Below are 18,876 nucleotides of genomic sequence, written 5' to 3'. Positions count from 1 at the left end.
TCCTTGCGTATGTTCGTGTCAAGCCGCGGAGGGCACATGGGTGGGAGGCGTGACGGCGGCGACGAGCTGGTCGAGCTCGGCGTCGTTACGGGCGGTGCCTTGCACATAGCGGTCGGGGCGCACGAGCGCGGCCGTGATGCCGTGCTTGCGCAGCCAGTCGCCGATGGCTTCGGCGTCATCGCCCGTGAGGATCTCGATGCCCGCCTGCGCAACAGCCGGGCGCGAGGACAGGGCGGCCGCATTTGCGACGAGCAGCACATGGCTGTAGCCGACTCGGTCGTCGCTGCGGCTGCCGTCCCGAAGCGCGAACTGCGGCGCGAGATCTCCGGCGGGAAGCTGGTTGCCGATCGTCAGCCCGGGGCCGAGCAGGGGCTTTTTCACCTCGAGCTTCACCGGCGCGTTCTCGCGCGCTTCGCCCGCAGTGAGACCCGCTTCGATCGCCTTGGTGTTGATCACGCCGCCGAGGCGAATGGCGAGCGCGATGAATTCGCGTACATGCGGCAGGCGCTCGCTCTGATAGGTGTCGAGCAGCTCCGTCGTGGCATTGCCCCGGAGGATGGCGTCGAGCTTCCAGGCGAGGTTCGCGGCGTCGCGGATGCCGGCGCACATGCCCTGGCCGAGGAAAGGTGGGGTCTGGTGCGCGGAATCGCCCGCGAGCAGCAAGCGTCCATTCCGCCATTGCTGTGCGATGACGGAATGAAAAGTGTAGACCGCCGCACGCTCGATCTCGGCATCCTCAGGCGTGATCCAGCGCGACAGCAGGGCCCAGACTTTCGCGGGCTGCGTGACGTCGTGAGAATCCTCGTCCGGCAGCACAGTGATTTCCCAGCGCCGCCGCGTGCCGGTGCCGCGCACATAGGTCGCAGGTCGCTTCGGATCGCAATGCTGCAGGCTGTAGTCGCCGAGATCGTCGCGCGCGCGCTTCAGCAGCACGTCGATCACCAGCCACCGCTCGTGGAAGCCGAGGTCGTCCATGCCGGAGCCGATGAAGCGGCGGATCAGCGAGCGGGCGCCGTCACAGCCGATCACGTAAGCAGCGCGGACTTCAGTGAGCTGTCCGTTCGAAAGGTCTTCGTAGCGCACGCGCACGCCATGCTCGTCCTGGTCGAGCGCGAACACATCGCAGCGGTTGCGCAAGACGACGCCTGGAAAGCGGCTGAGACCGCCGATCAGGACATCCTCCAGATCGGGCTGATGGAAGCGGTAGCTGAGATGCCAGCCCATCGGGGTCAATGTCTGCGGACGCGACCAGTCCAGCAGCATCTTGCCGTCGGCATCGAGAAACAGCATGCCGGGGCTGAGGATCACGTGCGGCAGGATCGCGTCAGTGAGGCCGATGGTCTGGAACACCCGCATGCATTCGTCGTCGAAATGCACCGCGCGCGGCAGATGATAGCTCCGCGCCTCGCGTTCCAGCACCAGGGTCCGCACGCCGCACAGGCCGAGCAGGTTGGCGAGCGTGGCGCCGACCGGGCCGCGGCCGACGATCACGACATCAAATTCTTCGGGGGCGGATTTATCTTGCATGGGGCCATCTCTTCCCCAGGCCGCGCCGCAGCATCAACGCCGCTGGCCGAAGTGTCCGCCAGCCGGACGGAGCCTAGACCTCGACCGGGATGGCCAGCGCCGTCTCCTGAAGCTGCGCCGCAAATTGCGTCACCGCCTCCTCGATTCCAAGCGCCGAGCGAATCCAGATGATGGAGATGCAGCCGAAGACGGCCCCGTCCCGCACAATGGGGACGGCGATCGAAGCCGTCTTCGGATTGTACTCGCCCTCGCTGCGGATCGCGTAGCCGCGCGCTTGCGTCTCGGCGATCATGCGATCGAGGTGGGCTGCGTCGAGGAAAGGGCGATCTTCGGCCTCGTCGATGCGGCGCAGATGGCTGATGATCAAATCGCGCTCACGCGCCGGGCAGGCGGTCAGATAGGCGCGGCCGGCCGACGTTCGCAGCATCGGCAGGCGCTTGCCGATCATGCCGCGGTCGATCGAGAGCGGGCTGCGCGCGTGGGTGGTCTCCTGCACCACCATCGCGGCGTTCTCGTAAGTGGAGAGATCGACCGGCCAGACCAGGGTCTTGCTGAGCTCGGCGAGATAGGGCGCCGCCGCCTGGCAGATCACCACGCCGGGATCGTAGCCGTCGCCGAGGCTCAGCGCGCGCCGGGTGACGCGAAAACGGTCGTCGCTGGCGCTGCGGGCGATATAGCCGAGTTCCTCGAGTGTTTCGAGCAGGCGGTAGACGGTGGGCCGGGGCAGGTCGAGGGCGCGGGCCACGTCGCCGGCGCGGATGCCGCCGGAACGGTTGACCTCGCGCAGCACGTCGAGCCCGCGCTTGAAGGCGCGGACGCCCTCCGACTGCCGGGGGGCAGCCTTGCCCGTCCGCTCCTTGGACACTTCGCATTTCCTCCCTTGTGGCGCACGGTCCCGCGATTATCGTTGCGAACGCGAAGCGATTGCGGAAGGCTACGTTAAGATCGCGCGCGGCCGGTATCAAGTTTGCCGTAGTGCGGCACATGCGATGCCTTCGGGAGATCGTCGATGGAAATCACTGCGCTCGGCTATATCGGAATCAATTCATCGCAGCTCGACCAGTGGGGGCAGATGGCGACCGGGTTGCTCGGCATGCAACAGGTCGATCGCGGCGGCAAGATGCGCGCCTTCCGCATGGACGATCGCAAGCAGCGGCTGATCGTCGACGGCAGCAGCGATGCCGGGCTGGCGGTGATGGGCTGGGAAGTTCCGTCCATGGCAGAGCTGGATCAATTGGCGGGCCGGCTGGAAAGCCACGGCGTCAAGGTCACGCGCGGCTCGCGCGCGCTGGCCGATGAACGACATGTGGCCGAGCTGATCGCGTTCGCCGACCCCGCCGGCAGCCGGCTTGAGGCGTTCTGCAAGCCGGAGCTCGCGAGCGAGCCGTTCAAGCCGGGGCGGCCGATCTCGGGTTTCCGCACCGGTGCGCTCGGCATGGGGCACGTCGTGCTCAACGTCGAGGACGTCGAACCGCTGTTGCCGTTCTACCGCGACGTGCTCGGGTTCCACGTCTCGGACTTCGGGCTCAAGCCTTACGGGCTCTATTTCTTCCACGTCAACGGCCGCCACCATTCCTTTGCGATGGTCGGCTCGGGGCGGAAGGCGATGCATCATTTCATGGTGGAGCTCGGCAGCCTCGACGATGTCGGTCAGGGCTATGACCTCGCGCAGCTCGAAGAGGGCCGCGTCGTCTATACGCTCGGCCGGCACACCAACGACCACATGACGTCGTTCTACGTGAACACGCCGTCCGGCTTCTTCATCGAGTATGGCTGGGGCGGACGCATCATCGATCCCCAGACCTGGCAGCCGCACGAGACCTTCGACGGTCCGTCGCTCTGGGGACACGAGCGGCTTCATATGCCGGAGGAACAGCGCAAGCGCTTGCGCGAGATGCGGATGGATGCAGCCGCCCGCGGCGTCCGCGTCGCCGATCCGCGCGTGCCGCCGCTGAACTGCGCGTGGCTCGACCAGGTGATCGCGCGCGAATGATCCGCGGCCACGCGACAAAAATCTGACGATCAGGGAAGGATACTATGCTCAAGACTATTTTGCGGGCAGGCTTCGCGCTGCTCGCGCTGACGACGGCTGCCTCGGCCGAACCGATCAAGGTAACGCTGCTCGGCACCGGCGTGCCGACCCCGCGGCCGACCAGCTTCAGCGCCTCGACGCTGGTGGAGGCGGGGAACGAGAAGCTGCTGTTCGACCTCGGCCGCGGCTCGACCATGCAGCTCTACAGACTGAAGATCCCGCTCGGCGCGATCACCGCGAATTTCATCACCCACATGCATTCCGACCACCTCGTCGGTCTCCCCGACATGTGGTTGACCGGCTGGCTCGCCACGCCGTGGGCATCCCGCAAAGGACCGATGAAGCTCTACGGACCCAGGGGCACGGTTGCGATGACGGAGAACCTGACGAAGGCCTTTGCCGACGACATCCGCATTCGCATCGATGACGAACACCTCGATCCCAAGGCGATCAGATTTGCCGCGAAGGATATCGAGGCCGGGCCGGTCTACGACAACAACGGCGTCAAGGTCACCGCGATCGAGGTCAATCACGGCGAGAAGATCAAGCCGTCGTTCGGTTACGTCGTCGAATATGGCGGCCACAAGGTTGTGCTGTCCGGTGACACCAAATACGACGAGCGGGTAGCGAAAGCGGCGGAGGGTGCCGATCTGCTGATCCACGAGGTCGCGGTCATCGAGCCGGAGTTGTTGATCAAGAGCCCGGTCTACAAGGACATTCAGGCGCACCACACCTCGCCGGAAGAGGCGGGCCAGATCTTCGCGGCCGCCAAACCGAAGCTGGCGGTCTACTCCCACATCGTGTTCGGCACCGTGAAGCCCGTGCCCGACATCCCGGAGGAGCCGCTGATCCTGCGCACGCGCACGGGCTACAAGGGACCTCTGCTCGTCGGCCGCGATATGATGTCGTTTGCGATCGGCGACACGGTCGAGGCATTTGCGCCCGATGGAACGAGGCTTGCGCCTGGCGGCGGATGACGATCAGGCCTCGCCCAGATCCGGCTCCGTCAACAGTCCCTGGCGCAGCGCGAGGCGGACCAGCTCGATGTCGGAGCCGACGCCGAGCTTGTCCTTGATCAGGGAATGCAGGTTCGCCACCGTCTTCGGGCTGACATGCAGCGTCTCGGCGATCTCGTCCGTCGTCTTCTCGGCCAGCAGCAGCCGCAGCACCTCGAACTCGCGCGCGGTGAGGACGTCGGCGGCCGAGCTTTCGCCGCCGAGCCGGCTCAGCGCCAGCTCGTGGTCGATGTCGGGGCTGATGGCGATCTTGCCGGCGAGCACGTCCATCACCGCCCGCACCAGCGTCTCGGGCGGGCTGGTCTTGGTGACGTAGCCCCTGGCGCCGGCACGGATCGCCTGCACGGCGAAGCCCGCATTCTGGTGCATGGTGAAGATGAGGATCCTTGCGCCCTTGTCCCACTGCCGGATCCGCCTGATCGCCTCGATGCCGCCGATGCCGGGCATGCTCAGATCCATGATGACGAGATCGGGCGTCTCGGATTTGTACAGACGATAGGCTTCTGCGCCGTCGGCGGCCTCGGCGACGACGCGAAGGCCCGGCTGCTTCTGCAGCACGGAGCGATAGCCCTCGCGGACCACGGAATGGTCGTCGACCAAAAGGATGGAGGCATCGGCATCGCTCATGCCGCATGCTCCAGCACCTCGGCGGCGGCCACCGGAATGACGATGCGAAGCGCCGAGCCGCCATTGGCGCCGGCCTCGAAGCTCATCCGGCCGCGCAACGCCGCAACGCGCTCGCGCATGCCGAGCAGGCCCATGCCGGACTTGCTGGAGGCATCGCCGGGCCGGCCGTCGTCGTCGATGGCAAGCGCAATCTCGCTTGTCGCCATCGTCAAATGCACGCCGACGCCAGTGGCGCCGGCGTGCTTGGCGGCATTGGTCAGCGCCTCCTGCACGATGCGGTAGAGATTGGCGCTGATCGTGGCCGGCAGCGTCTCGACGGCGCCGTCGAACTGGATCGAAAAGCGCGTCTCGCCGCGGCTGCGTCCGTTCCAGCCCGCGACCAGGCCTTCCAGGCTCGCAACGAGGCCGAGCTCCTCGACATCGGGCGGGCGCAGCCGGAACAGCGCGCCGCGCAGCGTCTCCATCATGCCCGTCGCGGTCCGCGCGATGCCGTCGCATTCACCGAGCATGGCGGGGCAGTCCTGCACGGCGGTCTGGCGGGCGGAGGAGGCCAGCGCGCGGATCGCGGCCAGCGACTGGCCGAACTCGTCGTGCAGCTCGCGCGCGAGATGGCGGCGCTCGTCGTCTTGCAGCGCGATCAGCTTGCGCGTCAGCTCGCTGCGTTCGGCCAGCGCGGTGTCGAGGCTTTCGGCGAGATGGTTGAAGCCGTCGCGGATCGCGGAAAGCTCGGCGAGATCGAACGGCGGCAGCCGCGCTGAGAGGTCGTTGGCCGCGATCCGTTCGAGGCCGGTGCAGATCAGGCGGGTCGGACGCAGCGCGCGCGCCAGCGCGGCGTAAACCAAGAGGCACAGCAGCGGCAGCGCGATCGCAAGTGCGATCATCAGGCGGCCGGCCTCATGCCAGGCCTCCGCGGTCTGCACCGCCGGATCGACCGAGACAACGGTCTCGCCGAGCTTGGCGCCGCGCACGATCACGGGCCGCGATGCTTCACGGCCGGGGTCGAACAGGCTGCGATAGAAGGCCGTAAAGGCCTGCGGCGGCGGGCTCGCCGGGGCGGGCGCACCGCTGCAGAACCGCTGCAGCATCTCGCCGCTCGCGCCGCGGAATGCCAGGCACAGGCCGGGCGTCATCACATAGGCGGCGACGGGGTCGAGGTTGGGAAAGTCGCGCGGGCCGGCCACCCACTGAACCTTGCCCTGCTGCAGCTCCAGCGACTTTGCGACGATCGTGGCGATGCCGTCGATGCGCGCATGGGCCTCGCGATCGGCCGTGATGAGGAAATAGGCGGAGATTCCGGCGAAGCAGGCGGCCGAGATCGCGGCCACGCGCAACGTCAAACGGACCTTGAGATCGAATCTCGGGCGGTTCCACATCGAGAGGCACCTTGTGCGAACGGGTTTGTCGCTTCCGCATTAAACGGCAGAACGCTGGCCGCGGAAAGCGCTACGCGTTACTGCAGTGCAATGGCGTGAAATTTTCCCGGCGCTCGCCGGGACGGTCGCCGTTGCAGGGCCGAGGGCTGCTGCCGAGATTTGCGGACTGCTCGATCCAGCGAGGCCCCGCACATGCACCTCTCCCGGTTGATCCTCTCTGCTTTTCTCCTGGCCGTCCTCGTGGGCGTCCGGCCTGCCGGCGCGGGCACCGAGGCGGCCGCCGCAACTCCGGCGCGCGTGTCGATCGAGGATTTCCAGTATCTGGATACGTCCGGCGAACCGGTCGACCAGACCGCCGTCCACGAGAAGCGGCTGGGCGCATTCATGGTCGCGCTGCGGCGGGACGTCGGGGCGGACAAGCGCTATCAGCTCACGCCCGCCCGGCAAGGCGATGCGAAATTCAAGGTCGTCGGCGGCGTCCAGAAGACGAGCACGTTGGTGCAATGGGCGCGCGTCGCCGTGATCGACACCACGGCCGCGAAGGTCCTGTTCGAGAAGCTCTATACCTTCCGCGGCGACAACGACGAAGCCTGGGACCGCGCCGAAACGTTCCTCGCCCGCGAGGTCATCGCGGCGCTCGGCACGCCTGCGCCGGTCGCGCTCGCCGTGTTCGAGTTCGAGCTCGAGGACATGACGGCGGCGTCAGGAAGCACCTTGGCCGCTTCAGACGCGTCATATCTCGCCGAAACCACCGGCGGTGTGCGTGACGTGCTTGGCCAGTCCGGCCGCTACCGCATCGTCGACGTCGGCGGCGCGGGCGGCGAGGCGGCGAAGGCGGGTGCTCTACGAGACTGCGGCGGCTGCGAGGCCGCGGTCGCCCGGAAGCTGGGCGCGGATCAATCGCTGATCGGGGTGGTGCGGCGGGTCAGCCGCACCGAATACACGCTCGGCTTCCAGCTGCGCGATGCCCGCACCGGCGCGGTGCTGGCGCGCGGCGACAGCGGCCTGCGCCTCGGCGCCGACTATTCCTGGAAGCGCGGCGCGGTTCGCCTGGTCAGCGACCGGCTGATCGAGAGTCAGCAGGCCGCCGACGCTGCTAAAAGGTGAGCTGAACCTTCATCGACTGCGAGCGGTCGCTGGCGAGCTCGAAGGCCGCGACCGCGCTCTCGAACGGCATGGCGGCCGTGATCAGCGGCTTCACGTCGATCAGGCCTTCGCCCATCAGCCGCACCGCCAGCTCGAACTCGGGATCGAAGCGGAAGGTGCCGCGGAGCTGCAATTCCTTGGCGACGATGGAGTTGATCGGCAGCGTCATCTCGCCGCCGAGGCCGAGCTGGACCAGCGTCGCGCCGGGGCGGAGCACGTCGAGCGCGGTGCGGAGCGCGGCCTGGTTGCCGGAGGCCTCGAACAGCGTGTCGAACACGCCCTTGCCGGCACGCCACGGGTCGAGCGCCGAAGCATTTGCCGCAACATTGATGGCATGCGTCGCGCCGAGCTTCCTGGCGACCGCGAGCGGCGCCTCGGCGACGTCCGTCACCACGATCTCGGATGCACCGCCGAAGCGCGAGACCAGAATCATCAGCGCACCGATCGGGCCGCAGCCGGTGATCAGCACGCGCTTGCCGAGCAGGGGGCCGGCCTGCTTGCCGGCATGCAGGCACACCGCCAGCGGCTCGGCGACCGCAGCTTCCGCCAGCGACAGCTTGTCCGCGATCGGCACCGCCTGGGTGGCGTCGACCGTGATGAACTCGCGAAAACCGCCCTGCACATGGGGAAAGCGCATCGCGCTGCCGAGGAAGCGCATGTCGAGGCACTGGTTGCGCATGCCCTCCTGGCAGTGCAGGCACTGCCCGCACGGCTTGCTCGGATTGACCGCCACGCGCGTGCCAGCCTTCACGCTGCTGACGCCGTCACCGACATCGGCCACGACGCCCGCGATCTCATGACCCAGCGCCATCGGCTGCTGGATGCGCACGACGCCGAAACCGCCGTGGTGGTAGTAGTGCAGGTCGGAGCCGCAGATGCCGCCATTTGCGATCTTGACGCGGACCTCGCCCGGGCCGGGTGCCGGATCGGGGTAGCTGTCGATCCGCAGGTCTTTCGGGGCGTGGATGACGACGGCGCGCATGGTCTGCTCCTTTGTCTGCGATCACATCGCGGCGATCATGCCGCCATCGACATAGATGATCTGGCCGTTGACGTAGGTGGAGGCGTCCGAGGCGAGGAAGATCGCCGCGCCCACCAGCTCGTCCGGCTTGCCCCAGCGCTTGGAGGGAATGCGGCCCATCAGCCAGGTGTTGAAATCGGTGTTGTTGACCAGCGCCTCGTTCATGTCGGTCAGCATGTAACCCGGGCCGATCGCGTTGGCCTGGATGCCGTGCTGGGCCCATTCGACCGCCATCGAACGGGTCAGGTTCTTGATGCCGCCCTTGGCCGCGGTGTAGGGCGCGATGGTGGGGCGGGCGAGCTCGCTGCCGAGCGAGCCGATATTGATGATCTTGCCGCGCTTGCGCGGGATCATGCGCTTGCCGGCCTCGCGGCCGATCACGAAGGCGCTGGTGAGGTCGGTCTCGATCACCTTGCGCCATTCGTCGGTGGTGAATTCGACCAGCGGCTTGCGGTGCTGGATGCCGGCATTGTTGACGAGGATGTCGACGGCGATGCCCTTTTTGTCGAAGTCGTTGAAGGCGGCGATGATGGCGGGCTCGTCGGTGACGTTGAAGGCGGCGCCTTCGGCCTGATGCCCGGCGGCGCGAAACTCGGCGACGGCCTGCTCGACGCGCTTGGGGTCGACGCCATTGATGATGATCCTCGCGCCTGCCTTCGCCATGCCCTCGGCGATGGCGCGGCCGAGCCCGCGAGAGGAGCCGGTCACGAGCGCGGTGCGGCCGGAGAGATCGAAGAGGGAGGTGCTCATCTCGAGAATCCTTAGACGTTGGAACGGCGCACGATCAGATCGGAGCGGTCGAATACGGCGGGCAGAAGGTCGACGCCAAGGCCGGGACCTTCCATCGGGAAGACGTAGCCGTCCTTAATAACAGGCATCGTGGTGACGAGCTCGTTGTACCAGCCTTTGTAGAACGCGCGCACCGATTCCTGGATCAGCGTGTTGGGCTGGCTGAACGACATGTGGATGGCCGCGATGAAGCCGATCGGCCCGATGCAGTCATGCGGGGCAAAGGGGCGGTGATAGGTCTCGGCCATCGCGGCAATCTTGCGGCCCTCGGTGAGGCCGCCGGTCCAGCACAGATCCGCCATCACCACATGCATGGCGTCGCGGTCGAGCATGTCCTTGTAGGGGAAGCGCGAGCCCAGCGTTTCGCTGGCGCAGACCCAGACGTCGGTCGAGCGGGCGTATTCGGCCAGCGCCTGCGGCGAGTTCATCCGGATCGGATCTTCGTACCAGGTCGGCTTGTACGGCTCGAGCGCGCGCGCGATCTGCTTGGCGGTCGGCAGGTTCCACAGCGAGTGGAGCTCGACCATGATCTCCATCTTGTCGCCGACGGCTTTGCGGATCTTCTCGAACGGCTCGATCGCCTGCTTCATCTGGGCGGCGGTGATGTAGAGTCCCTTGTTTTCCTGCGCCGCCGGATCGAATGGCCAGATCTTCATCGCCGAGATGCCGCTCTCCAACAGGCTCTCGGCCAGCGCATCGGCGCGGTTCATGAAGCCGTCGAGATCCTCGTACGGTCCCTTGGACGCGCCGAGATTCCAGTTCGAGACCGGGCTGATATTGGTGGAGCGGACATATTGCGTCCCGGCGCAGGTGTTGTAGATGCGCTGCTTGTCGCGGCAGAGCCCGCCGAGCATCTGGTGCACCGGCTGATTGCAGACCTTGCCGAACAGATCCCACAGGGCAATGTCGATCGCGGACGCCGCCCGATATTCGACTCCGGTGGAGGACTGCGCCATCGGCAGGTTCAGCATGTCGCGGTGGATCGCCTCGATGTGCAGGGGATTGCGGCCGAGCAGGCGGCCGGCGAAGGTGTCGTGGATCTGCGCCTCGACCGCGCCCGCACCGTAGAACGTCTCGCCAAGCCCGATCACGCCGGTGTCGGTGTGGACGCGCACCCAGATCACATTGGAGAATTCCTCGGTGCGCAGGGTCTCGATCGACATGATCTTCACGGCAACAATCCTCCCTTTGGGAACATAACGCCCGCTTGTTTGTCATTTTCGGGCCGCCTGGCGGCGAGCTGGGCGCAGTCTTACGCCCGCTTGTAATATATCACAACATGTTTTAAGGATATCACAAACGAGGCGTCCTCCGGCGGACGCAACAGCACCGAGAACGCGGGCGGACGGGGAGGACGACACATGGCACGGCGCAAGCGCGCCCTCGAGGTGGTGAGAGCCGACGACGGCGAGGGCAGGCCCTCGCGGCGCAACCGCGTCAATTTCTTCGAGTTGGCCTATCAGAAGATCGAGGAGCTGCTCGTTCATTGCGAGCTCAAGCCCGGCCAGTTCATGACCATGCTGGAATTGCAGGAGATCACCGGCTTCGGCCGTACGCCGGTGCACCACGCCGTCAATCGTCTCTCCGCCGACACGCTCATCATCATCCGTCCGCGGCACGGCCTGCGGATTGCGCCGATCGATCTTGCGCGCGAGCGCATGCTGCTGGGCCTGCGCCGCGACATGGAGCGTTTCGTGATCCGCCTTGCGGCCGATCGCGCCAGCCTCTCGCATCGCAATCAGGCCCTGCATATCGAGCGCCTCCTGCGCGAGCGCCGCGCCAGCCTGACGCTCGACGAATTCAATCATATCGACCGCCGCATCGACGCGCTGGTGCTGGAAGCCGCCGGCGAGCCGTTCCTGGTGCACACGCTGCGGCCGCTGCATACGCTGTATCGCCGCATCGGCTACATCCATCACCGCTTCATGCCGGGGCAGACCGATCTGTCCGGCACGATCGATCATCATCTCGCCATTCTGGCCGCAGTTGCCGGCCGCCGCGTCGAGGACGCGGTCAAGGCGAGCGATGCCCTGATCGACTTCATGGATTCGATGTTCGCGGGCATGGAGGCGGGGATCGACCCGCGCCTGCTGGATTGCAGCATCGAGCCGCTGCTCGGCACGTAGAGAATCCAAAAGAGAGGACCAGACATGTCAACGATGGCGATGCCACAACCGACCGCGAGCGAAGCCGCGGTGCGCTACCTCATCACCAACTACAGTCCCAAGGGCAACAAGGTCGGCTGGCTGATGATGGCCTCGATCCTGGTCGAAGCCTGGGACCTCTATTCGATCGCCTTCGTGCTGATCTTCATCAAGGAGCAGTACAATCCCGATCCGCTGATGCTCGGCCTTGCCGCGGCGGGCACCCAGGGCGGTGCGCTCATCGGCGCACTGCTCGGTGGCTGGCTCTCCGACAAGATCGGCCGTCGCGTCATGTTCCTGGTCACGATGGTGATGTTCATCGTGCTGGCGCTGGCTCAGGCCTTCGTGCCTGACGTCACCTGGCTCATCGTGATCCGCTTCCTGCTCGGCATCCCGCTCGGCTCGGACATCTCGACCGGCTACACCTACATCATGGAATCCATGGCCAAGGGTGAGCGCGAGGTCATGGGCAACCGCTGGCAGTTCATGTTCGCCGTCGGCGAGGTTCTGACCATCGGCGTCATCGTGATCTTCCTGCTGCTCGACATCCATCACGAGACGTTATGGCGCGTCACGCTCGGCCTCGGTGCGGTGCCGGCGTTGATCATCCTTCTGATGCGCCACGACGTGCCGGAGACGGCGGTGTGGCTGGTGCAGAAGGGGCGCTACCGCGAGGCCAAGCAGGTCGCGCGCGAGATGTTCAACGACAATCTCGATATGCTGCCGGATCAGGATGTCGTGGTTCCCAAGACGAGCACCCGTGCGTTCCTCGCCGACCTCAAGAAGGACCCGATCCGCTGGCGCGCCACGCTGTATGGCTGGATTGCGTGTTTCGCCCAGGCAAGCGAGTTCTCGACCTTCGCGTTCTATTTGCCGGTGCTGTTCGTGATGGTCGGCGTGTCGAGCGTGCTCGGCATCAATCTGGTGACGATGGCGCTGTTCTCCTTCGCGGCCCTGTCGGGCTGGGTCGGACCGCTGCTGACGCCGAAGATCGGCCATCGCGGCATCGCGATTGCGGGCTTCTCGATCGTGCTGGTGTCGCTGCTGGTCGCGGCCTTCGCGCTCTACACCGACAACAAGATGCTGCTGCCGTTCGCGGCCGCCGGCATGCTCTGGGGTCACTATTGGGATGCGTCGAACTGCATGACGATCCCGACCATGGTCGCCCGGCCGCAATATCGCGGCACTGCCAGCGGCTTCGCCTACATGTTCGTGAAGCTGCCGTCGTTCCTGGCGATCTTCCTGTTCCCGACGCTGTTCGCTGCGATCGGGCAGGCCAATGCCACGCTGTTCGTCGCGATCTTCCCGGTGATCGGATTGCTCGCTGCAATCTTCATCCTGCCGGAAGTGTACGGCTACGAGAACGACTGACGAAGCGCTGCCCGGTCGCGGCTTCGGCCGCGATCGGGTCCCGCGTCGGGATGTTTTGGGCCAGTGACTACGGGCTCAGGAAGACCGGATCGATTCCCATCCCGTGGCCGAGCAGGCCGAGCGCTTGAAGCTGGGCGCTGTGCAGGTCGATCTCCACCATCGCGAACAGGGTCACCAGCACCACGACTGCGAGGAGCAGCAGCGGGTGGGACGTTTCCGCCCCGCTCCGGCTGGGTGCGATGAAGCTCTGATATGAGCGGCGCAGGGAAAAGCTCTGCGGCAATGCCTTTGACTGGATCTGCATGATGAACCTCCTTGCCGCGCCCAATGAGGCTGCGCGACAAGTTGAAGTATAGCTCCAGCTGTGGCGGCGACATTGATGCGCCGCAAACAAGGCACGTTTATCGGATCGCGGCGGCCAAAGCCGCGATCAGGGCCGGCGGGGTTACCAGCATACCGAGCTTGAGGAACGGCCAGGCGCCGACCTCGATCTTTTCCCGGCGCAGCGCCACCAGCCAGAGAATGGTCGCGAGCGAGCCGGTCACTGACAAATTGGGGCCGAGGTCGACGCCGATCAGGATGGCGCTGACGACGGGGGCGGGCAGATGATCGCTGGCGGCAACCGAGCCGGCGACGAGGCCGACGGGCAGGTTGTTGGCGATGTTGTCGGCGAGCGCGGTGGCAATGCCGACGCTCCAGGCCGCCTTCGGCACCGATTGCGCCACCGCCTGATGCAGCAGCGCGCTGAGCTTCGCGATCACGCCGGTCCTGATCAGCGCCTCCACCATGACGAAAAGTCCGCCGACCAGCGGCAGCACGCTCCAGGACACGCCCCGCAGCACCGGCAATGGCGATTGCCGGCTGAGCAGCAGCACGATCACGGCCGTCACGCTGCCGCAGATGAAGGTCGGCAGGCCCAGCTGCCTGTCCAGCGCCGATGCGGTCACGAGCACGATGCCGATCGCGACGATGCCGACGGCCGTCAGCTTGCCGCCGCGGCTGAGCCTGGGATGCGGCACGCTGCGCGCAATCGTCTCCTCCTTCAGCGCGCGGTGCTGGGTCAGGCGCAGCACCACGTAAGTCAGCAGGATCGAGGCGACCGAGGGCAGGGCGAACAGCCGCAGCCATTCCGTCAGTTGCGGCATCCGCGCGCCGAACACGACGAGATTGGCGGGGTTGGAGATCGGCAGCACGAAGCTCGCGGCATTGGCGATGAAGGCGCAGACGAAGAGATAAGGCAGCGGCTTGGCGCCGGCTGCGCGCGTCGCGGCGTAGACCGCCGGCGTCAGCACGATGGCGGTGGCATCGTTCGAGAGCAGCACGGTCACCAGCGTGCCGACGAGATAGATCAGCAGGAACAACCGCTGCGGCGAGCCGGCCGCATATTCCACCGCGAGCGCCGCGAGATAATCGAACAGGCCCTCCAGCCGTGCCAGCTCGGCGATCAGCATCATGCCGATCAGGAAGAGGTAGACGTCGACGCCTTTCTCGATGCCGGCCAGCGCATCCTGCCACGGCAGCAGGCCCGATAGCACCAGGCCGCCCGCGCCGATCACGGCCCAGATCGCCTCGGGCAGGCGAAAGGGGCGGATGATGACGCCTGCGGTGGCGACGACGATGATGCTCCAGGCCCAGATGGCGTCAGACGGCACGTTCAGTCCTTGATGCGAGATGCGTTCATTCGGCAGCGATAGCGGATGCTGGCGCTGCTGTCTTCCCCTGCGGGCGGGAGGCACCATGTCGTGTCTCGGGCAGCGCGAGAAGGCAGATCACGGCGCCGATCGCAGCAACGGCGCCCAGCGTGATGAACGCCGCGCTGTAGCCCGCGCCGACGACGACGAAGCCGGCCAGTGTGGTCGACAGCGCCGCGCCGATGCTCTGGGCGGTGATGACCGCGCCCTGCGCGACGTTGAAGCGGCCGGTGTTGCGCATGAGATCGGCCACGATGACAGGGAAGATCGCGCCAAAGATGCCGGCGCCGACGCCATCGAGCAGCTGCACGCCGACCAGCCAGAACGGATTGTCCGAGAACGTATAAAGTGCACCGCGGATCGGGAGGATCAACAGCGCCGCGAGGAAGAACCGCTTGTGACCCCAGCGGTCGGCCCCCGCACCGACCAGCATCGCAAACGGTACCATCACCAATTGCGCCGCGACGATGCAGGCCGACATCAGGCTGGTGCCCATGTTCTTGTCCTGCAGTGCCAGTTTCTGCCCGACCAGCGGCAGCATCGCCGCGTTGGAGAGGTGGAAGAGCAGCACGCAGATCGCAAAGACGAGCAGGGGGCGGCAGGTCAGCAGCACGGCGAGCCCTGACGGCGTGTCCCGCTGCGCATCCGTGTCGGCATCATGCAGCCCGCGCGCCAGGTCGTGATCGATGGCGCGGGCGGGAATGACGAGGATGCTGAGAAGGCTCGCGATCGCCATCGCGCCGAGCAGATAGAAGACGACCGTCGGGCCGAACCAATAGGCGGAGACACCCGCCAGTGCGGCCGCAACGGCATTGCCGGCATGGTTGAAGGTCTCGTTGCGGCCGATGCGCCCCGTGAAGGCGGCGTGGCCGAAGATGCCGAGCGAGACGGCGGCGATCGCCGGCGGAAACACCACGGCGGCGGCCTGCGCAATGCCTTGCGAGATCGCGACCGGGAGGAAACTCGGAAACAGCGGCAGCGACAGCGACGCCACCGTCACCATGATCGCGGCGACGCCCATCACCAGCCGCTTCGCCCGCATCGCATCGACCAGGGCGCCGGCCGGCGTCTGCGCCACGATGCCGGCGATGGTCGCGACCGACATTACGAGGCCGATCCGCGCCTCGTCCCAGTGCTGCTCAGTGAGGAGGTAGACGGCGAGGTAAGGGCCGAGCCCGTCGCGGACGTCGGCGAGGAAGAAGTTCGCTGCATCCAGCGCGCGGCCGGCTTGCCTGGCTTGATCGGGATTTTCGCTGGGCATCGGTTTCTCGATCGAAGTCAAACACTCCGCTGTCGTCCCGGACAAGCGTAAGCGCAGATCCGGGACCCATAACCACAGGACCGAGTTTTGCGACGACGCGCGGTTACCAGCTAGCGGTACAACGCCGTTCTGGGGTTATGGGTCCCGGATCGGCGCGCGCTTGAGGCGCGCTTGTCCGGGACGACACCGTAGGTTTGGCCGGCATTCACCGCGCTACCGACAGCTTCTCCGTGATCGCCTTGCGCAGGATGCGCGAGAGCGATTCCACCGAATACGGCTTCTGGATCAACTCGAAGCCGCGATGGGCGTTTTCGGCGAGCACGTTGCTGTAGCCGGAGGTGAGCACGACGGGCAGGCCGGGATAGCGCTCACGGATGATGCCGGCGAGCTCGACGCCGTTCATGCCGGGCATGATCACGTCGGAGAAGACGAGATCGACGGCGAATTCGTTCTCCCCCAGGATGGCAAGCGCCGCATTGGCATTGGCGACGCGGCGGACGACATAGCCGAGATCTTCCAGCAGCTCGGTCGAGAATCGGCCGACATCGTCATTGTCCTCGACCACGAGCACGCGGTAGCCGCGCCCGGTGGTGGCGGCCTCGCTGGTCAGGGCTGCGGCCTCCTTCTCGGCAGCCGGGCTCTGGGCCTGCGGCAGGTAGATGGTGAAGGTCGCGCCTTCGCCTTGCGTGCTCGTCACCGCGATGTCGCCCTCGGACTGCTTGGCGAAGCCGAACGCCTGGCTGAGGCCGAGGCCGGTGCCCTTGCCGACCTCCTTGGTGGTGAAGAACGGCTCGAAGATCGAGTCGAGATGGTCCGGGGCGATGCCGCTGCCGGTGTCGGTGACGGAGATGGCGACGAACTCGCCGCCGCGCGCCGATTGCGCGCGCAGGCTGGGAATCCCGGAGACCTTGCGCACGGCGATGGTGAGGCGGCCTTCGCCGTCCATGGCGTCGCGGGCGTTGATGGCGAGGTTGATCAGCGCGGTCTCGAACTGGGCGATGTCGGCGACGGTGAAGCAGTCGGCATCGTGGATCTCCACCGCGATTTCGATCCGGCCGCCGACCAGCGGACGGACCAGTTGTGCGACGCCCTCGACCTGGTTGCCGACGTTGAAGATCTGGGGTTTCAGCGGCTGCCGGCGCGCGAAGGCCAGGAGCTGGGCCGTCAGCTTGGAGGCGCGCTCGACCGTCTCGGAGATCGCGTCGACATAGCGGCGGCGGCGCTCTTCCGGCAGCTCGCGGCGGCGCAGGAAATCGGTGGCGGAGCGGATGATGGTGAGGAGATTGTTGAAGTCGTGCGCGACACCGCCGGTGAGCTGGCCGATCGCCTCCATCTTCTGCGATTGCCGCAGCGCTTCCTCGCCGCGGCGGCGCTCGGTGATGTCGACGGCTTCGGGGACGGCGCCGGTGATGTTGCCGTGGCGGTCGAGCACGGGACGCATGCCGAAGTCGAAATCGCGCTCGCCGATGGGCAGGCGCAGGCGCATCTCCAGCCGCACGGCCTCGCCCTTGAGCACGGCATTGAAGGCTTCGCGCACCGTGGCCGTCATGCCGTCGGTGCCGGTGAACCAGGGCGTGTCCCAGAAAGGTTTTCCGATCACGTCGGCGGCGCTCGCCTTGATGCCGTCGAGCGCTGTGCGGTTGGCGTAGAGCAATTCGCCCTTGAGGTTGACCAGCCCCTGATACTGGTTGCTGGTGGCCAGGATGGCGCGCAGCCGGGACTCGTTGGCCTCGAGCTCGGCCGTGCGCTCGGCGATGCGCTCTTCAAGGGTCTCGTTGAGCCGCCTGAGCTCGATCTCGGCCTGCTTGGCGACGGTGATGTCGTGGGCGACGCCGATGAAGCCGATGTGCTTGCCGGTCGGATCCCAGCGCGGCTGCGATTCCGAGCGCAGCCAGCGCCATTCGCCGCTGGCGTTCCTGTAACGCGCTTCCAGCACGAAGGGCTTGAGCGACGCTTCGCCCTGCACGGATTGCTGCAGCACGTGCGGCAGGTCGTCGGGATGCAGCACCTTGCGCCAGTCGAAGGCGATGGCCTGGTCGTAGGGCAGGCCGACGAAGTCGACATAGGCCTGGTTGGCGAAGGATCGCGTGCGGTCGAGCTTGGTCACCCAGATCGGCACCGGCGCGCTGTCGGCGATCAGCCGAAAGCGCTCTTCGCTCTCGCGCAGCGTCTCGCGGGCCAGGGCCTGATCGGTGATGTCGATATGGGCGCCAACGAGGCGGATGGCGCGACCCTCGCCGTCGCGTTCGATCTTGGCGACGACGCGGATCCAGCGGGTCTCGCCGTCATTGGGGCGGACAATGCGGTATTCGGCGCTGTAGTCTTCGCTCGCGCCGGCGAGAGCCTCGAAGAAATGTCTGACGGTCGGCTCGCGATCCTCGGGATGGATGCGATTGACCCAGTCCTCGTGCGACTCGTCGGCCGCTTCCGGGGGGAGGCCGTGGATGATCAGATATTCGGGCGAGCGGCGGTTCTTGAAGCCTTCGCGGAAATCGACCTCGACGCCGCCGACCTTGCCGATGCGCTGGATGCGCGCCAGCTCGGCCTCGCGCTCCTGGAGCGCGCGATAGGCGTTGTCGCGCTCGCGCGCGACGTCTTCGAGGTGTTGGCGCAGCCTTTCGGCGGCGGCGGTCTCGGGCAAGGGGTCTTTCGAGGGATCGTTCAAGGCATCGGCCGTTGTCATGCGGGGGCGCACGTGCCGGACCGATATTCACACAGACGGCGCGTGATGACCATTGCTTAGAGGAAATCGGCTGTCTGGAAAGGCCGGCGGCCAGCCGGAACGAGGAAAACTGCGGTCAGAAAACGCCCGGTCTGGCATTTTGTTCCGGACATTGGAACGATGCAGCGGCGGATGCGTCTTCGCGAGGCGCCACAT

16 protein-coding genes are annotated in these 18,876 nt (G+C 66.4%); 5 read left to right on the top strand and 11 right to left on the bottom strand.

The window, feature by feature from the left end; all coding sequences use genetic code 11:
* Window positions 1-18: 18 nt before the first annotated feature.
* Window positions 19-1,527: a bifunctional 3-(3-hydroxy-phenyl)propionate/3-hydroxycinnamic acid hydroxylase gene (locus tag Q0743_RS08225; RefSeq protein WP_298241062.1), complete on the bottom strand. Its 1,509-nt coding sequence runs from the start codon at window positions 1,525-1,527 to the stop codon at window positions 19-21.
* Window positions 1,528-1,600: 73 nt separating this feature from the next.
* Window positions 1,601-2,392 carry a DNA-binding transcriptional regulator gene (locus Q0743_RS08220; RefSeq protein ID WP_298241061.1) on the bottom strand — a complete coding sequence of 264 codons (792 nt, stop codon included), beginning with the start codon at window positions 2,390-2,392 and terminating at the stop codon, window positions 1,601-1,603.
* Window positions 2,393-2,536: 144 nt separating this feature from the next.
* On the opposite strand from Q0743_RS08220, the gene Q0743_RS08215 reads away from it, so the two are divergent.
* Complete coding sequence (locus tag Q0743_RS08215; protein ID WP_298241060.1) at window positions 2,537-3,520, top strand: VOC family protein; 984 nt, start codon at window positions 2,537-2,539, stop codon at window positions 3,518-3,520.
* 44 nt (window positions 3,521-3,564) lie between these two features.
* Window positions 3,565-4,536, top strand: a complete 972-nt coding sequence (locus Q0743_RS08210; RefSeq protein WP_298241059.1) for an MBL fold metallo-hydrolase — start codon at window positions 3,565-3,567, stop codon at window positions 4,534-4,536.
* Window positions 4,537-4,539: 3 nt separating this feature from the next.
* Here the strand turns inward: Q0743_RS08210 and Q0743_RS08205 are convergent, their stop codons facing one another.
* On the bottom strand, window positions 4,540-5,202 hold the full coding sequence (locus tag Q0743_RS08205; protein ID WP_298241058.1) for a response regulator transcription factor: 663 nt from the start codon (window positions 5,200-5,202) through the stop codon (window positions 4,540-4,542).
* On the bottom strand, window positions 5,199-6,575 hold the full coding sequence (locus tag Q0743_RS08200; protein ID WP_298241057.1) for a sensor histidine kinase: 1,377 nt from the start codon (window positions 6,573-6,575) through the stop codon (window positions 5,199-5,201). Before Q0743_RS08200 ends, Q0743_RS08205 begins: the two co-directional genes overlap by 4 nt.
* Window positions 6,576-6,767: 192 nt before the next feature.
* Here Q0743_RS08200 and Q0743_RS08195 point away from each other — a divergent pair, with 192 nt between their 5' ends.
* Window positions 6,768-7,682, top strand: a complete 915-nt coding sequence (locus Q0743_RS08195) for a DUF3280 domain-containing protein (protein WP_298241056.1) — start codon at window positions 6,768-6,770, stop codon at window positions 7,680-7,682.
* Here the strand turns inward: Q0743_RS08195 and Q0743_RS08190 are convergent.
* From Q0743_RS08190 to Q0743_RS08180, 3 genes are read right to left on the bottom strand one after another with little or no spacing between them, the layout of a single operon-like run.
* Entirely contained in the window at window positions 7,672-8,703 is a 1,032-nt protein-coding gene (locus Q0743_RS08190; protein ID WP_298241055.1) for an L-idonate 5-dehydrogenase, read from the bottom strand. The genes Q0743_RS08195 and Q0743_RS08190 overlap by 11 nt on opposite strands.
* Before the next feature lie 21 nt (window positions 8,704-8,724).
* Entirely contained in the window at window positions 8,725-9,492 is a 768-nt protein-coding gene (locus Q0743_RS08185; protein ID WP_298241054.1) for an SDR family oxidoreductase, read from the bottom strand.
* An 11-nt stretch (window positions 9,493-9,503) separates the two neighbouring features.
* Window positions 9,504-10,703: a mandelate racemase/muconate lactonizing enzyme family protein gene (locus tag Q0743_RS08180; RefSeq protein ID WP_298241053.1), complete on the bottom strand. Its 1,200-nt coding sequence runs from the start codon at window positions 10,701-10,703 to the stop codon at window positions 9,504-9,506.
* Between the two features lie 189 nt (window positions 10,704-10,892).
* Here Q0743_RS08180 and Q0743_RS08175 point away from each other — a divergent pair, with 189 nt between their 5' ends.
* Entirely contained in the window at window positions 10,893-11,657 is a 765-nt protein-coding gene (locus Q0743_RS08175) for a GntR family transcriptional regulator (protein ID WP_298241052.1), read from the top strand.
* A 24-nt stretch (window positions 11,658-11,681) separates the two neighbouring features.
* Window positions 11,682-13,046, top strand: coding sequence for an MFS transporter (locus Q0743_RS08170; protein ID WP_367184865.1), 1,365 nt, complete (start codon window positions 11,682-11,684; stop codon window positions 13,044-13,046).
* Window positions 13,047-13,113: 67 nt separating this feature from the next.
* Here Q0743_RS08170 and Q0743_RS08165 read toward each other — a convergent pair whose 3' ends face one another.
* The 4 genes from Q0743_RS08165 to Q0743_RS08150 all read right to left on the bottom strand — a co-directional run bounded on the left by Q0743_RS08165 (window position 13,114) and on the right by Q0743_RS08150 (window position 18,693).
* A complete protein-coding gene (locus Q0743_RS08165) occupies window positions 13,114-13,350 on the bottom strand; it encodes a hypothetical protein (protein ID WP_298241050.1) in 237 nt (78 codons plus the stop codon).
* A gap of 97 nt (window positions 13,351-13,447) precedes the next feature.
* Window positions 13,448-14,698 carry an arsenic transporter gene (locus tag Q0743_RS08160; RefSeq protein WP_298241049.1) on the bottom strand — a complete coding sequence of 417 codons (1,251 nt, stop codon included), beginning with the start codon at window positions 14,696-14,698 and terminating at the stop codon, window positions 13,448-13,450.
* A gap of 25 nt (window positions 14,699-14,723) precedes the next feature.
* A complete protein-coding gene (locus Q0743_RS08155) occupies window positions 14,724-15,998 on the bottom strand; it encodes an MFS transporter (RefSeq protein ID WP_298241048.1) in 1,275 nt (424 codons plus the stop codon).
* A 205-nt stretch (window positions 15,999-16,203) separates the two neighbouring features.
* Entirely contained in the window at window positions 16,204-18,693 is a 2,490-nt protein-coding gene (locus tag Q0743_RS08150; protein WP_298241047.1) for a PAS domain-containing sensor histidine kinase, read from the bottom strand.
* Between the last annotated feature and the right edge of the window lie 183 nt (window positions 18,694-18,876).

Origin of the sequence: uncultured Bradyrhizobium sp. (genome assembly GCF_936943645.1) — a bacterium.
Classification (GTDB): Bacteria; Pseudomonadota; Alphaproteobacteria; order Rhizobiales; family Xanthobacteraceae; genus Bradyrhizobium.
The sequence above is the reverse complement of the archived record's forward strand: the minus strand, read 5'-3'. Positions and strand labels throughout refer to the sequence as shown.

Bases quoted from the DNA above. Each gene is read 5' to 3' on its own strand.
- Q0743_RS08225 (WP_298241062.1), bottom strand. From the start codon at position 1,527: ATGCAAGATAAATCCGCCCCCGAAGAATTTGATGTCGTGATCGTCGGC.
- Q0743_RS08205 (WP_298241058.1), bottom strand. From the start codon at position 5,202: ATGAGCGATGCCGATGCCTCCATCCTTTTGGTCGACGACCATTCCGTG.
- Q0743_RS08165 (WP_298241050.1), bottom strand. From the start codon at position 13,350: ATGCAGATCCAGTCAAAGGCATTGCCGCAGAGCTTTTCCCTGCGCCGC.
- Q0743_RS08215 (WP_298241060.1), top strand. From the start codon at position 2,537: ATGGAAATCACTGCGCTCGGCTATATCGGAATCAATTCATCGCAGCTC.
- Q0743_RS08175 (WP_298241052.1), top strand. From the start codon at position 10,893: ATGGCACGGCGCAAGCGCGCCCTCGAGGTGGTGAGAGCCGACGACGGC.
- Q0743_RS08190 (WP_298241055.1), bottom strand. From the start codon at position 8,703: ATGCGCGCCGTCGTCATCCACGCCCCGAAAGACCTGCGGATCGACAGC.
- Q0743_RS08170 (WP_367184865.1), top strand. From the start codon at position 11,682: ATGTCAACGATGGCGATGCCACAACCGACCGCGAGCGAAGCCGCGGTG.
- Q0743_RS08195 (WP_298241056.1), top strand. From the start codon at position 6,768: ATGCACCTCTCCCGGTTGATCCTCTCTGCTTTTCTCCTGGCCGTCCTC.
- Q0743_RS08200 (WP_298241057.1), bottom strand. From the start codon at position 6,575: ATGTGGAACCGCCCGAGATTCGATCTCAAGGTCCGTTTGACGTTGCGC.
- Q0743_RS08155 (WP_298241048.1), bottom strand. From the start codon at position 15,998: ATGCCCAGCGAAAATCCCGATCAAGCCAGGCAAGCCGGCCGCGCGCTG.
- Q0743_RS08210 (WP_298241059.1), top strand. From the start codon at position 3,565: ATGCTCAAGACTATTTTGCGGGCAGGCTTCGCGCTGCTCGCGCTGACG.
- Q0743_RS08185 (WP_298241054.1), bottom strand. From the start codon at position 9,492: ATGAGCACCTCCCTCTTCGATCTCTCCGGCCGCACCGCGCTCGTGACC.